The following is a 12,756-nucleotide window of genomic DNA, read 5'->3' on the forward strand; positions in this document are numbered from 1 at the left end:
AGCCCCTTTAAAGCCTGCTTCCCAGCGCGAGAACACGGGGCTGCGCTATATTGCGCCGCAACAGCCTTGCGGGAGATATCAAACCAATGCTTTATCAGATCTACGAAGCGCAGCGTTCGCTGCTTGAGCCGTTTGCCGACATGGCCGATGCCGCCTCCAAGGCCTACGGCAACCGCCACACCTTGCTGGGCCAGCTGCCCATGGCGCAGCGCGTATCGGCCGCCTATGCCCTGTTCCACCGCCTGGGCAAGGATTACGAGAAACCCGAGTTCGACATCCGCAAGGTCGACGTGGATGGCGTCGAGGTGGCCATCGACGAGCGCGTGGAGATCGACAAGCCCTTCTGCCAGCTGCTGCGCTTCAAGCGCTTCTCGGACGATCCGCCGACGCTGGACAAGCTCAAGGAGCAGCCGCCGGTGCTGATCGTGGCGCCGCTGTCTGGCCACTACGCCACGCTGCTGCGCGACACCGTGCGCACCATGCTGGAAGGCCACAAGGTCTACATCACCGACTGGAAGAACGCCCGCATGGTGCCGCTGTCCGAAGGCGAATTCCATCTGGACGACTACGTCAACTACGTGCAGGAGTTCATCCGCCACGTGCAGGGCAAGTACGGCAACTGCCACATCATCAGCGTGTGCCAGCCCACGGTGCCCACGCTGGCCGCCGTGTCGCTGATGGCCAGCCGCGGCGAGAAGACCCCCATCACCATGACCATGATGGGCGGCCCCATCGACGCGCGCAAGTCGCCCACCACCGTGAACGACCTGGCCGTGCAGCGCAGCTACGAGTGGTTCGAGAACAACGTCATCTACCGCGTGCCGCCCAACTACCCCGGTGCCGGCCGCCGCGTGTACCCGGGCTTCCTGCAGCACGCCGGCTTCATCGCCATGAACCCGGACCGCCACGCCAGCAGCCACTACGACTACTTCAAGGACCTGATCAAGGGCGATCAGTCCAGCGCCGACACGCACCGCAAGTTCTACGACGAGTACAACGCCGTGCTCGACATGGATGCCGACTATTACCTGGAGACCATCAAGACCGTCTTCCAGGATTACAGCCTGGTCAACGGCACCTGGGACGTGCGCTCGCCGGACGGCGCGGTGGAGCGCGTGCGCCCGCAGGACATCACCACCACGGCGCAGATGACGGTGGAAGGCGAACTGGACGACATCTCCGGCTCCGGCCAGACCAAGGCCGCCCACGCACTGTGCACGGGCGTGCCGCGCCGCGAAGGCGACCACCTGGAGGTCAAGGGCGCGGGGCATTACGGCATCTTCAGCGGCCGCCGCTGGCGCACCGTGGTGTATCCGCAGGTCAAGGCCTTCATTGCCCGCTACCATGCCGAAGCCGCGCAGCGCGGTGAAGTGACGATGCCCGCGCCCAGGCAGCCCGCCCCTGCCCCTGTCCAGCAGGTCGCGCCGGCACAGCGCGCCGCGGCCGAGGAACTGGGCCAGTTGCGCCTGGACGATCTGGAAACCGCGGTGCCCGACATCACCGTGCCGTCGCCGGCCAAACGCGCCGCACCGCGCCGCGGCAACGGCAACGGTGCCGCCGCCGTCGCCAAGAGCGCACCCAAGACGGCGGCCAAGCGCACGACCAAGGCCACCACCAAGGCCGTGAGCAAGGCGCCCAGCAAGCGCAGCAATGGCGCACGCGCAAGCTGACTTCGGCCTCACCGCCCTGTCCACGCCCGCTCCGGCGGGCGTTTTCATTGCCGGCTGACGAACACACCGCCCATGGCCGACCAGCGCTCCCGGGCCGCACGCATTCTGGCCGCCCTGCCGCAAACCCAGTGCCAGCGCTGCGGCTACCCCGACTGTGCCGCCTATGCCCAGGCCATTGCCGACGGCCAAGCCGCCATCAACCAGTGCCCACCCGGCGGCGCCGAGGGCGTGCAGCGCCTGGCCGCGCTCACGGGCCAGCCCGCCCTGCCCCTGAACCCCGAGCACGGCGCCGAGGGCCCGCGCCACGTCGCCTGGATCGACGAAGCCTGGTGCATCGGCTGCACCCTGTGCATCAAGGCCTGCCCGGTCGACTGCATCGTCGGCGGCAACAAGCGCATGCACACCGTCATCGAAGCGCAGTGCACCGGCTGCGAGCTGTGCATTCCCGCCTGCCCCGTCGATTGCATCGCGCTAGAGAACGTGACCGGCACCCGCACTGGCTGGGCAGCGTGGTCAGCCGCCGACGCCGACAGCGCCCGTGAACGCTATGAATTCACGAGCTGTCGGCGCAAGCGGGATGAGGCCGAGCACACGAAAAGGCTTGAAAAGAAGGCCGAAGAAAAACTCGCCCGCCTGCCCGAGCTGACCAAGATGGCCGAAGGCCCCGAACTGGACCGCAAGCGCGCCATCATCGAAGCCGCGCTGGCACGTGCACGCGCGCGGCGCGATGCGGGCTGACGCACCAGCGCACGGCCATGCCGGGCGCAAGAAAGCGGTAGACAAAGGATTTGTTGGGAGTATGTGCCGTTGGCGCTTGTCCATCAAGCGCTAGCGAGCAGGCACATGGGGAGTATTTAAAAAACAAGGCTCCACTTGCATGCCTTCATATACGCCTCATCGCCATGCACCCATTCATCGAAGCGCAGTGAGGTCATTCCGTCATCGAGCTACGCGGCCAACGCGCACGGAATGGTCCGCCGGCTGTCAGCGCAGGCGCGCGTTGATCTGCTCCAGCGCCGCCGCGCCGGGGCACAGGTCGGCCTTGCCCAGGCTGTTGAGCGGCCGGGCGCTGGTGTGCTGCGCCGCGTGCAGATCGCCGGCCTCGGCCTCCAGGTACAGCAGGCCGGTCACCAGCTCGCCCTCGGCGGCGCGGGCGTGCATGTAGCTCATGGCGGCCACGCGGTCTGTGGGGTCGTAGTTGGTGTGCAGCTTGCGCAGGCGCAGGACGGTGCCGTCGTGCTGCTCCACGTCGACCACCTGCCCCGGCTCGATGGTGGCGGTGATCTCCTCGCGGCCGGTGATGAAGTCGATGCGGCTCACGGCCTCGTTGTGCTCGCGCACCCAGTCGTAGCTGCGCGTGGAGCCGGCATGGTTGTTGAAGGTGACGCAGGGGCTGATGATGTCGATGAAGGCCGCGCCGCCGTGGCCCATGGCGGCCTTGATCAGCGGCACCATCTGCGCCTTGTCGCCCGAGAAGCTGCGCGCCACGAAGCTGGCGCCCAGCTGCATCGCCAGGCCCACCAGGTCGACCGGGCTGTCCATGTTCTCGACGCCCTTCTTGCTCTTGCTGCCCTTGTCGGCGGTGGCGCTGAACTGGCCCTTGGTCAGGCCGTAGACGCCGTTGTTCTCGACGATGTAGACCATGTTGACGTTGCGCCGCATGGCGTGCGCGAACTGGCCCAGGCCGATGGAGGCCGAGTCGCCGTCGCCCGACACGCCGAGGTACAGCAGATCGCGATTCGCCAGGTTGGCGCCCGTGAGCACGCTGGGCATGCGCCCGTGCACGGTGTTGAAGCCGTGGCTGGCGCCGAGGAAGTAGTCGGGCGTCTTGGACGAGCAGCCGATGCCCGAGAGCTTGGCCACGCGGTGCGGCTCGATGTCGAGTTCCCAGCAGGCCTGGATGATGGCGGCCGAGATCGAGTCGTGCCCGCAGCCGGCGCACAGGGTGGAGACCTTGCCCTCGTAGTCGCGCCGCGTGTAGCCGACCTTGTTCTGCTGCAGCGACGGGTGATGCAGGCGGGGTTTGGCGATGTAGGTCATACCTTGGTCTCCACGGGGGCAACGGCGGCGGCCAGCACATGCTGGGTGATGGCCTGGGTGATGAAACGCGCGGTGATGGGCGTGCCATCGAAATGCAGCACCTTCTGCAGCTTGGCGGGGTCGATCTCCAGCTCGTTGACCAGCAGCGAGCGCAGTTGCGCGTCGCGGTTCTGCTCGACCACGAACACCCGATCGTGCTCGGCGATGAACTGCCTGACGCTGTCCGGGAACGGAAAGGCGCGCAGGCGCAGCGCATCGAGGTGGATGCCCTGCCCGGCCAGCACGTCCAGCGCCTCCTGCATCGCGGGGCTGGTGGAGCCGTAGTAGATGACGCCCAGCCGCGTGCGCTTGGCCGCCGGCCGCAGAACGGGCTGCGGCACCAGCGTGGCGGCGGTGGCGAATTTCTTCAGCAGGCGCTCGACGTTGTAGATGTAGTCCGGCCCGCGCTCGGAGTACACGGCGTAGGCGTTGCGCGTGGTGCCACGCGTGAAGTAGCTGCCCTTGGTGGGGTGCGTGCCGGGCAGCGTGCGCCACGGGATGCCGTCGCCATCCACGTCCTTGTAGCGGCCGAAGTCCTTGTGCTCCAGGTCGTCGGCGCTCATCACCTTGCCGCGGTCGTAGTCGCGGCGGTCGTCCCAGGCCAACGGCTCGCACAGGCGCTGGTTCATGCCGATGTCCAGGTCGGTCATGACGAACACCGGGGTCTGCAGGCGGTCGGCCAGGTCCAGCGCGGCGGCGGCGTGCTCGAAGCACTCCTTCGGGTCTTCGGGGAACAGCAGCACGTGCTTGGTGTCGCCATGCGACGCATAGGCGCAGGCCAGGATGTCGGCCTGCTGCGTGCGCGTGGGCATGCCGGTGGAGGGGCCGCCGCGCTGCACGTTGATGAGCGTGACCGGAATCTCGGCGAAGTACGCCAGCCCCAGGAACTCGGTCATCAGCGACACGCCCGGGCCGGACGTGGCGGTGAAGGCGCGCGCGCCGTTCCAGCCCGCGCCCACCACCATGCCGATGGAGGCCAGTTCGTCCTCGCCCTGCACGATGGCGTAGTTGTGGCGGCCCTCGGAATCGACGCGGAACTTGGCGCAGTACTTCATGAACGCCTCGGCCACCGAGGTGGACGGCGTGATGGGGTACCACGCGCACACCGTGGCGCCGCCGTACACGGCGCCCAGGCCGGCGGCCTCGTTGCCCTCGATGAAGATGCGCTGGCCCACGGCGTCGGCGCGCCGCACCTGGATCGGCAGCGGGTGCTTCAGGTGCTCGGTGGCGAAGTCGCGCCCCAGGTTCAGCGCCTGCACGTTGGCGGCGATGAGCTTCTCCTTGCCCTTGAACTGCTCGGCCAGCAGGCCCTCGATGGCCTGGTGCTCGATGCCCAGCAGCACCGACAGCGCGCCCACGTACATGATGTTCTTGAACAGCTGGCGCTGGCGCGGGTCGCTGTAGACGGCGTTGCAGATCTCGGTCAGCGGCATGCCGATGACGGTGATGTCGTCACGCAGCTCGGCCGGCCCGCGCGGGCGCGTGCTGTCGTACAGCAGGTAGCCGCCGGGTTCGATCTCGGCCAGGTCGGCAGCCCAGGTCTGCGGGTTCATGGCCACCATCAGGTCCACGCCGCCGCGCCGGCCCTGGTAGCCCTTCTCGTTGATGCGCACCTCGTACCAGGTCGGCAGGCCCTGGATGTTGCTGGGGAAGATGTTGCGCGGGCTCACGGGCACGCCCATGCGCAGCACCGCCTTGGCGAACAGCTCGTTGGCGCTGGCCGAGCCCGAGCCGTTGACGTTGGCGAACTTGACGACGAAGTCGTTGATGCCCTCGATCTGTTTCATGCCGCCACCCCTTCCCTGGTCTTGCCGATGGTGCCCGCCGCGCCGCCCGCCTTGGCGGTGTGCAGCAAAAACTTCTGCATGTCCCACGCCCCCGTCGGGCAGCGCTCGGCGCACAGGCCGCAGTGCAGGCACACGTCCTCGTCCTTCACCATCACGCGGCCAGTCTTGAGTTCGCCCGAGACATACAACGCCTGTTCGGCGTTCTCGGCCGGTGCGTTCAGGCGCTGGCGCAGGTCGGCCTCGTCGCCGTTGCTGGTGAAGGTTATGCAATCCATCGGGCAAATGTCCACGCAGCCGTCGCATTCGATGCACAGCTCGTCGGTGAACACCGTCTGCACATCGCAGTTCAGGCAGCGCGCCGCCTCCTTGAAGGCGGTCGCGGCGTCAAAGCCCAGTTCCACCTCCACCTTGATGCTGGCCAGCGCCTTTTCGGCGTTGGCCCAGGGCACCTTGTAGCGCTCGTCGTTCGACGGGTTCTGGTCGTAGCTCCACTCGTGGATGCCCATCTTCTGCGACACCAGGTTGGTGCGCGGCGCGGGCCGCTGGGCCACATCCTGCCCGTTCAGGAATAGGTCGATCGACACCGCCGCCTCGTGGCCCTGCGCCACGGCGGTGATGATGTTCTTGGGCCCATAGGCCGCGTCGCCGCCGAAAAACACGTTCGGCAGCGTGGACTGGTAGGTGGGTGCCTGATCCTGACCGTGGCCCAGCACCGGCAGGCCCCATTTGTCGAAGTCCAGCCCCAGGTCGCGCTCGATCCAGGGGAAGGCGTTCTCTTGGCCGACGGCGATCAGCACCTCGTCGCAGGCGAAGAAGGCCTCGGGCTCGCCGGTGGGCACCAACCTGCGCCGGCCCTGCTCGTCGTACTCGGCGCGCACGATCTCGAAGCGCATGCCGGTCAGCTTGCCGCCCTCGTGCACGAAGGCCTTGGGCACGTGCATGTTGATGATCGGAATGCCCTCGTGCTGCGCGTCCTCCTTCTCCCAGGGCGAGGCCTTCATCTCGTCGAAGCCACTGCGCACGATGACCTTGACATCCTCGCCACCCAGGCGCCGGGCCGAACGGCAGCAGTCCATGGCGGTGTTGCCGCCGCCCAGCACGATGACGCGCTTGCCCACCTGCGTGACGTGGCCGAACGAGACGGACGCCAGCCAGTCGATGCCGATGCGGATGTGATCGGCCGCCTCCTGCCGGCCAGGGATGTCCAGATCGCGCCCACGCGGCGCACCGCTGCCGACGAACACCGCGTCAAACCCTTCAGCCAGCAGCGCCTTCATCGAATCGATGCGCTGGCCGGCCTTGAACTCGGGCCCCAGCGCGAAGACGTAGCCGGTTTCCTCGTCGATCACGCTTTCGGGCAGGCGAAAGCGCGGAATCTGCTGGTGCATGAAGCCGCCGGCCTTGCGCTCGCCGTCGAACACCGTCACGGCGTAGCCCAGCGGCGCCAGGTCGCGCGCCACCGTCAGCGACGCCGGGCCGGCGCCCACGCAGGCCACGCGCTTGCCGTTCTTGCGCGCCGCGGGGCGCGGCATGCGCGGCACCACGTCGTCCTTCAGGTCGGCCGCCACGCGCTTGAGGCGGCAGATGGCCACGGGCTCGGGCTGCGCGGCGTTCTCTTCCTCCACGCGGCCGCGCCGGCAGGCGGGCTCACAGGGGCGGTCGCAGGTGCGGCCCAGGATGCCCGGAAACACGTTCGACACCCAGTTGATCATGTACGCGTCGGCGTAGCGCTGCTGCGCGATCAGGCGGATGTATTCGGGCACGGGGGTGTGGGCGGGGCACGCCCACTGGCAATCGACGACCTTGTGGAAGTAGGCCGGGTCCTGCGTGTTAGTCGGCTGCAAAGCGAGTCTCCTTCTCGCCGCACCGGCGCCGCTTTCTGCGGTCTGCATGACGGTGGGCAGCCCACAGTCTACGCCCGGCGCGGGCGGCTTTTTCGCCGCGCCCCCGGCTCGCGGGGCTGTGGCAGCCGTCACACGGTGAAGCCGGCGTCCTACGCCGGCGGCGCGGCCGGGCTTCTAGACTGCAGCGGCACCCCCCGCCCTGCCCCGGCCCATGCCACGATCACGACAAAAGAAGATGTTCTGGACGATTGCCATCACCGCGCTTGTGACCGTGCTGGCCGTGGTGCTGGCGATGAACTTCGCCACGCCCGAGAAGAAGCTCGACCGCAAGATCGAGCACCACTACGCCATCAGCGACCCGCAGTACCGGCGCGAGATGAGCGTGATGCTCGGCCCCGCCATCGTCGGCGGCAACCGCGTGCTCGATTTGCAGAACGGCGACGAGATCTTCCCCGCTATGCTGGGCGCCATCCGCGCGGCGCAGAAGACCATCACCTTCGAGACCTACATCTACTGGTCGGGCGACATCGGCAAGGAACTGGCCGAGGCACTGGCCGAGCGCGCCAAGGCTGGCGTGAAGGTGTCGGTGCTGCTCGACTGGGTGGGCAGCCTGAAGATGGAAGCCGAACTCATCGACCTGATGAAGGACGCCGGCGCGCAGGTGGAGCGCTACCGCCCCCTGCACTGGTACAACCTCGGCCGCATGAACAACCGCACCCACCGCAAGCTGCTGGTGGTGGACGGTAGCATCGCCTTCACCGGCGGGGTGGGCGTGGCCGAGCAATGGACCGGCAACGCGCAGGACCCCGACCATTGGCGCGACATGCACTTCCAGCTCGAAGGCCCGGCGGTGGCGCAGTTCCAGGCCGCGTTCAACGACAACTGGATCAAGGCCACGGGCGAGGTGTTGAATGGCGAGGGCTACTTTCCGCCGCTGCAGCGCGTGGGCCACATGGACGCGCACCTGTTCATCGCCTCGCCCGCAGGCGGCAGCGAGAGCATGCATCTGATGTACCTGATGGGCATTGCCGCGGCCGAGCAGTCGATCGACCTGCAGGCCTCGTACTTCGTGCCCGATGAATTGATTCACAAGGCGCTGATCGCCGCGCGGCAACGTGGCGTGAAGGTGCGCGTGCTGGTGCCGGGCGAGCACATCGACTCCGACACCGTGCGCCTGGCCTCCAAGGCCGAATGGGGCCCGCTGCTGCAGGCCGGCGTGGAGATCCACGAATACCTGCCGACGATGATGCACAACAAGCTGCTCATCATCGACCGGGAGATGGTGTCGGTGGGCTCGACCAACTTCGACGTGCGCTCGTTCCGCCTGAACGACGAGGCCAGCCTGAACGTCTACGACCGCCCCTTCGCCGAGAAGATGACGCGCGTGTTCGAGGACGACCTGAAGCACACCAAGCGCTACACCTACGAGATCTGGGAAAAGCGCCCGCTGAAGGAAAAGCTGATCGAGCGCTTCGTGCTGCCGATCAAGTCGCAGCTTTGAGGCGGCTTTCGGGGCGGCAAGTCACATTTTGATAGTGGGTTGCGCTTGACTGTAAAGGGTTTTAAGACGAAATTACTTGAAACCCACAATGGGCGAGCGCAAGCAGCTATTGTTTTTGAATCTTTTACCCTCACCCCAGCCCTCTCCCGCCAGCGGGAGAGGGAGCAAGAGGCACGCCGCGCGAAGCAGCGGCCTGACGAAACCAAGGCCGAGCGCAGCGATGGCCCGTATGGGCTTCCCCTCCCCTCTGGCCGTGCCGAGAAGCGCAGGGCGTGGGGCGGGCGCGGCCGCGCAGCATGCCGCGCTTCGTGCTCTGACTCGCTGCGGTTGTCTGAGCGGAGCGCGCAAGCGCGAAGCGAGTTCCGCAGCGCCGCCCCGCGCCCGAGCATCGCAGGTTGCCCCGAAGCGAAGCGCAGGGGACACGGCCAGTGGGGTCGCCTTTTTCTTTGGTTACTTTTTTTTGGCGAGACAAAAAGAAAGTGACTGCGCCGCCGGGCGCACATCCCGGCCAGCAGCGCATCCAGCCCCAGCAACAACTCACCCCCCAGACAACGCCGCAAACGCCTCGATCACCTCCGCCGGCGCCTGCACCAACTCAATCAGCACGCCCTCGCCCGCGATGGGAAACTCCTCATTCGCCTTCGGATGCAGAAAGGTGATGTCGAACCCCGCCGCCCCCTTGCGGATACCCCCCGGCGCAAAGCGCACGCCCTGCGCCGTCAACCACTCCACCGCCTTCGGCAGATCGTCGATCCACAGCCCGATGTGATTGAGCGGCGTCGCATGCACCGCAGGCTTCTTCTCAGGGTCCAGCGGCTGCATCAGATCCACCTCGACCTTGAACGGCCCGCTGCCGATGGCGCAGATGTCCTCGTCCACGTTCTCGCGCTCGCTCTTGAAGGTGCCGGTCTTCTCCAGCCCGAACATGTCGACCCACAGCGTCTGCAGGCGCTGCTTGTCGGGGCCGCCAATGGCGATCTGTTGAACGCCGAGGACTTTGAAGGGACGGGTCATGCAATGCTCCTTGAATTGCTCATGATTCGATAGCTCCCAGCGCTTGTCCATCAAGCGCTGGCGGCCGATTTGGTTCAAATCTGGTCGGACGTGATCCGCTCCACGCCCGCCGCCGCCATGTCGGCCCAGGCCTTGGCCAGCGAGCCGTTCAGGTCGATGGCGCGGCAGGCGTCCTCGATCACCGTGGCCTCGAAACCGGCGGCGCGGGCGTCCAGCGCGCTCCAGGCCACGCAATAGTCGGTGGCCAGCCCGCACAAGTACAGATGCTGGATGCCGCGCGCCTGCAGGTAGGCGGCCAGGCCGGTGCTGGTGCGGCGGTCGGCCTCGACGAAGGCGGAGTAGCTGTCCACGTGCTGGTGGAAGCCCTTGCGGATGATGAGTTGCGCGTGCGCCACCTGCAGCTCGGCGTGCAGCGCGGCATCGGGCGTGCCCTGCACGCAGTGCTTGGGCCACAGCACCTGCTCGCCATAGGGCAGTGTGATGGTCTCGTACGGCTGCTTGCCGGGGTGATTGATGGCGAACGACACGTGGTCGGCCGGGTGCCAGTCCTGCGTGAGCACGATGTTGGCAAAGCGCGGCGCGATGCGGTTGATGACGGGCACGATGGCATCGCCGCCCGCCACCGGCAGGCCGCCGCCGGGCATGAAGCCGTATTGCGCGTCGACGATGAGCAGGCAGGTGTTCGAATCAATCAGCAGTGCAGTCATGGCGTGGCAGGCGTACGGTCATGGGAAGCCTGATGGTAACGACGGATGGCCGCCGCGGCCGCCTGCGCCCACAGCAGATTGGCGCGCGCGCCGGGGTGAAAGCCGTCGGGCGCCATCAGGCCAGGGTCGTCCAGCGGGAACGGCGCGGCCAGCAGCGCGCAGCCCGGTGTGCGCTGCGCCAGCGTGGCCAGCGCATGGTTCAGGCGCCGCGCGCCCTGCCCCAGGGTCCAGCGCAGCGGCTGCGGCAGCGCCGGGAACAGGTGCATGGGCGGCACCGGCGTGAGCACGCTCAGGCGCACGCCGTGGTCGCGCCGCAGCTGCGCCAGCAGATCGGCGTAGGCACGCGCCCAGCGCGCCGGCGGCGTGCGGCCGGTGACGTCGTTGACGCCGATCGACAGCACGGCCACGTCGAAGCGCTCGGCGGCCAGCGCTGGCAGGCGCTGCGCAGTCTGCGCCAGGTCGTCGCCGATGTGCGCCAGCAGGCGCCAGTGCAGCGTGTGGTGCGGCGCCAGCTCGGCCAGCAGGCAGCCCGTCAGGGCCTCGCTCTGCCGCGCCACGCCCACGCCGGCCGCTGCCGAATCGCCCAGTACCAGCAGACGCAGCGGCGGGCCGTGGCCGGTGGTGCCGGCGCGCGGCCCGGCGGCCTCGGGCAGGCGCGGGGTGACGCGGCGCACATGGCGCCCCTGCCACAGCAGCAGCGGCGCCAACGCGGCGGTGACGAGGGCGTGGCGCATGCTCAGCGCAGGCCCTGCAGCGCGGGCAGCACGTCGCGCCGGATCAGCGTCAGCGCCTGGCCGCGCGCCATGCTCTCGGGCGTGCGGCGCGAGGTGGCGGCCACCACCAGATCGAGCGGCGGGTAGACGTAGATCCACTGCCCGCCGTAGCCGTTGGCCATGGCGGTGCGGCGCTCGGCGCGGCGGCTGGGTGCGGTGGCGGCCACCCACCACAGGTAGCCGTAGGCCGCGAACAGCGGCGCGCCGCCGGCATTGCGCCGCTCGGTGGCCTGGCGCACGAAGTCGGCCGGCACCAGCGCCCGGCCCTGCCAGCGGCCTTCGGCCAGGGCCAGCTCGCCCAGCCGCAGCATGGCACGCGGGGTCAACGACAGGCCGAGCGCGCCCAGCGCATGGCCCTGCGCGCCGCGCCGCCAGTTGAAGGCGTGAATGCCGAGCGGCGCGAACAGGCGCTCGCGCGCGTAATCGGCCAGGGGCCGCCGCACGGCGTTGGCCAGGGCCAGCGCCAGCAGGTTGGCGGCGCCGTTGTCGTAGGCAAAGCGGGTGCCGGGCTCGGCCACGAAGGGGCGGCGGGCCAGCTGGCGCAGGTCGTCGTCGCGGTCGCGCTGGGCGGTCTGCTCGGCGGGCCAGCCGGCGGTCATGGTCAGCAGGTGCTCGAAGCGCAGGCGCTGCACGCGCGCGTCGGCGCCCACGCGCAGCAGCTGCGGCAGGCGCATGGCCACCAGCTCCTGCGGGCCGCGCACGTGCCCGTCGGCCATGGCACAGCCGAACAGCAGGGCCAGCACGCTCTTGGTCACGGACTGGGTGTCCTGCAGGGTGGCGGCGGTGATGCCGGCACGGTAATGCTCGAACGCCAGGTGGCCGCGGTGCAGCACGGCCAGGCTTTGCACGTCGGGCAGTTGCTGGTCGATGCGCGCCGCCAGGCCGGTGAAGGCGCGCCGGTGCTGCGCCGCCAGCGGAGCGGGCGCGGCTGGCCACGCCACCTGATCGGCCACGGCGGGTGCCGCCGCGGGTGCCCGCTGCGCCCCGGCAGGCATGCCCACGGCCGCCGCGCCGCCGGCCAGCAGTTGATGGCTGAAACGGCGGCGGGACAGGCCGGCGCCCGGTGAGAGCGTCGGCGTGAGAGCGTCGGGCGGGGTCAGCATGGGGTGGTCAATTCATGCGGCGAGGCGCCGGTTGGATGCTTGCGTGCCAGCGGCAGCGCCGCGCACCACGCGTGCCCGTGCGCAGCGATCCGGCCGCTGAGCGCAGCGAACAGGCAAAAAACCTCAAAACGGGCGATAGCTATTTGGCGCCACATTGCGGTCATTAAAAAAGAGCTGCTTGCGCCCGCCAATCGGGCGCGAAAGCCTTTTTTCAATGTCAAAAAAATTTCCAAGGTCACCCCTGTCTGGAAGGGCCTTGCGTGCCACTCACAGGCCAC

Annotated in this window: 11 protein-coding genes; 3 read left to right on the forward strand and 8 right to left on the reverse strand. The window is 68.3% G+C overall.

Annotation, left to right across the window (positions count from 1 at the left end):
* The first annotated feature begins 86 nt into the window (after positions 1-86).
* On the forward strand, positions 87-1,670 hold the full coding sequence (locus ACFSCU_RS15795) for a polyhydroxyalkanoate depolymerase (RefSeq protein WP_180549216.1): 1,584 nt from the start codon (positions 87-89) through the stop codon (positions 1,668-1,670).
* Positions 1,671-1,742: 72 nt separating this feature from the next.
* The gene (gene rsxB / locus ACFSCU_RS15800; protein WP_377561123.1) at positions 1,743-2,408 is read left to right on the forward strand and encodes an electron transport complex subunit RsxB; all 666 of its coding nucleotides are present in this window, start codon (positions 1,743-1,745) and stop codon (positions 2,406-2,408) included.
* A 246-nt stretch (positions 2,409-2,654) separates the two neighbouring features.
* Here the strand turns inward: rsxB and ACFSCU_RS15805 are convergent, their stop codons facing one another.
* From ACFSCU_RS15805 to ACFSCU_RS15815, 3 genes are read right to left on the reverse strand one after another with little or no spacing between them, the layout of a single operon-like run.
* Entirely contained in the window at positions 2,655-3,710 is a 1,056-nt protein-coding gene (locus ACFSCU_RS15805; protein ID WP_180549217.1) for a 2-oxoacid:ferredoxin oxidoreductase subunit beta, read from the reverse strand.
* On the reverse strand, positions 3,707-5,536 hold the full coding sequence (locus ACFSCU_RS15810) for a 2-oxoacid:acceptor oxidoreductase subunit alpha (protein WP_180549218.1): 1,830 nt from the start codon (positions 5,534-5,536) through the stop codon (positions 3,707-3,709). Before ACFSCU_RS15810 ends, ACFSCU_RS15805 begins: the two co-directional genes overlap by 4 nt.
* Positions 5,533-7,380 carry an FAD-dependent oxidoreductase gene (locus tag ACFSCU_RS15815; RefSeq protein WP_180549219.1) on the reverse strand — a complete coding sequence of 616 codons (1,848 nt, stop codon included), beginning with the start codon at positions 7,378-7,380 and terminating at the stop codon, positions 5,533-5,535. The genes ACFSCU_RS15810 and ACFSCU_RS15815 overlap by 4 nt, the downstream gene beginning before the upstream one ends.
* A gap of 211 nt (positions 7,381-7,591) precedes the next feature.
* Here ACFSCU_RS15815 and ACFSCU_RS15820 point away from each other — a divergent pair, with 211 nt between their 5' ends.
* The gene (locus ACFSCU_RS15820) at positions 7,592-8,881 is read left to right on the forward strand and encodes a phospholipase D-like domain-containing protein (RefSeq protein WP_377561124.1); all 1,290 of its coding nucleotides are present in this window, start codon (positions 7,592-7,594) and stop codon (positions 8,879-8,881) included.
* A 537-nt stretch (positions 8,882-9,418) separates the two neighbouring features.
* Here the strand turns inward: ACFSCU_RS15820 and ACFSCU_RS15825 are convergent.
* The 5 genes from ACFSCU_RS15825 to ACFSCU_RS15845 all read right to left on the reverse strand — a co-directional run bounded on the left by ACFSCU_RS15825 (position 9,419) and on the right by ACFSCU_RS15845 (position 12,711).
* Entirely contained in the window at positions 9,419-9,895 is a 477-nt protein-coding gene (locus ACFSCU_RS15825; RefSeq protein WP_377561125.1) for a VOC family protein, read from the reverse strand.
* A 74-nt stretch (positions 9,896-9,969) separates the two neighbouring features.
* On the reverse strand, positions 9,970-10,602 hold the full coding sequence (gene pncA / locus ACFSCU_RS15830; protein ID WP_180549220.1) for a bifunctional nicotinamidase/pyrazinamidase: 633 nt from the start codon (positions 10,600-10,602) through the stop codon (positions 9,970-9,972).
* Entirely contained in the window at positions 10,599-11,336 is a 738-nt protein-coding gene (locus tag ACFSCU_RS15835) for an SGNH/GDSL hydrolase family protein (RefSeq protein ID WP_180549221.1), read from the reverse strand. Before ACFSCU_RS15835 ends, pncA begins: the two co-directional genes overlap by 4 nt.
* 2 nt (positions 11,337-11,338) lie before the next feature.
* Positions 11,339-12,478 (reverse strand): serine hydrolase domain-containing protein, encoded by a 1,140-nt coding sequence (locus tag ACFSCU_RS15840; RefSeq protein ID WP_180549222.1) that lies wholly within the window; start codon positions 12,476-12,478, stop codon positions 11,339-11,341.
* The gene (locus ACFSCU_RS15845) at positions 12,472-12,711 is read right to left on the reverse strand and encodes a hypothetical protein (RefSeq protein ID WP_377561126.1); all 240 of its coding nucleotides are present in this window, start codon (positions 12,709-12,711) and stop codon (positions 12,472-12,474) included. Before ACFSCU_RS15845 ends, ACFSCU_RS15840 begins: the two co-directional genes overlap by 7 nt.
* Positions 12,712-12,756 lie beyond the last annotated feature (45 nt).

Source organism: Ottowia beijingensis, assembly GCF_042680925.1.
GTDB classification, from domain to species: Bacteria; Pseudomonadota; Gammaproteobacteria; order Burkholderiales; family Burkholderiaceae_C; genus Ottowia; species Ottowia beijingensis.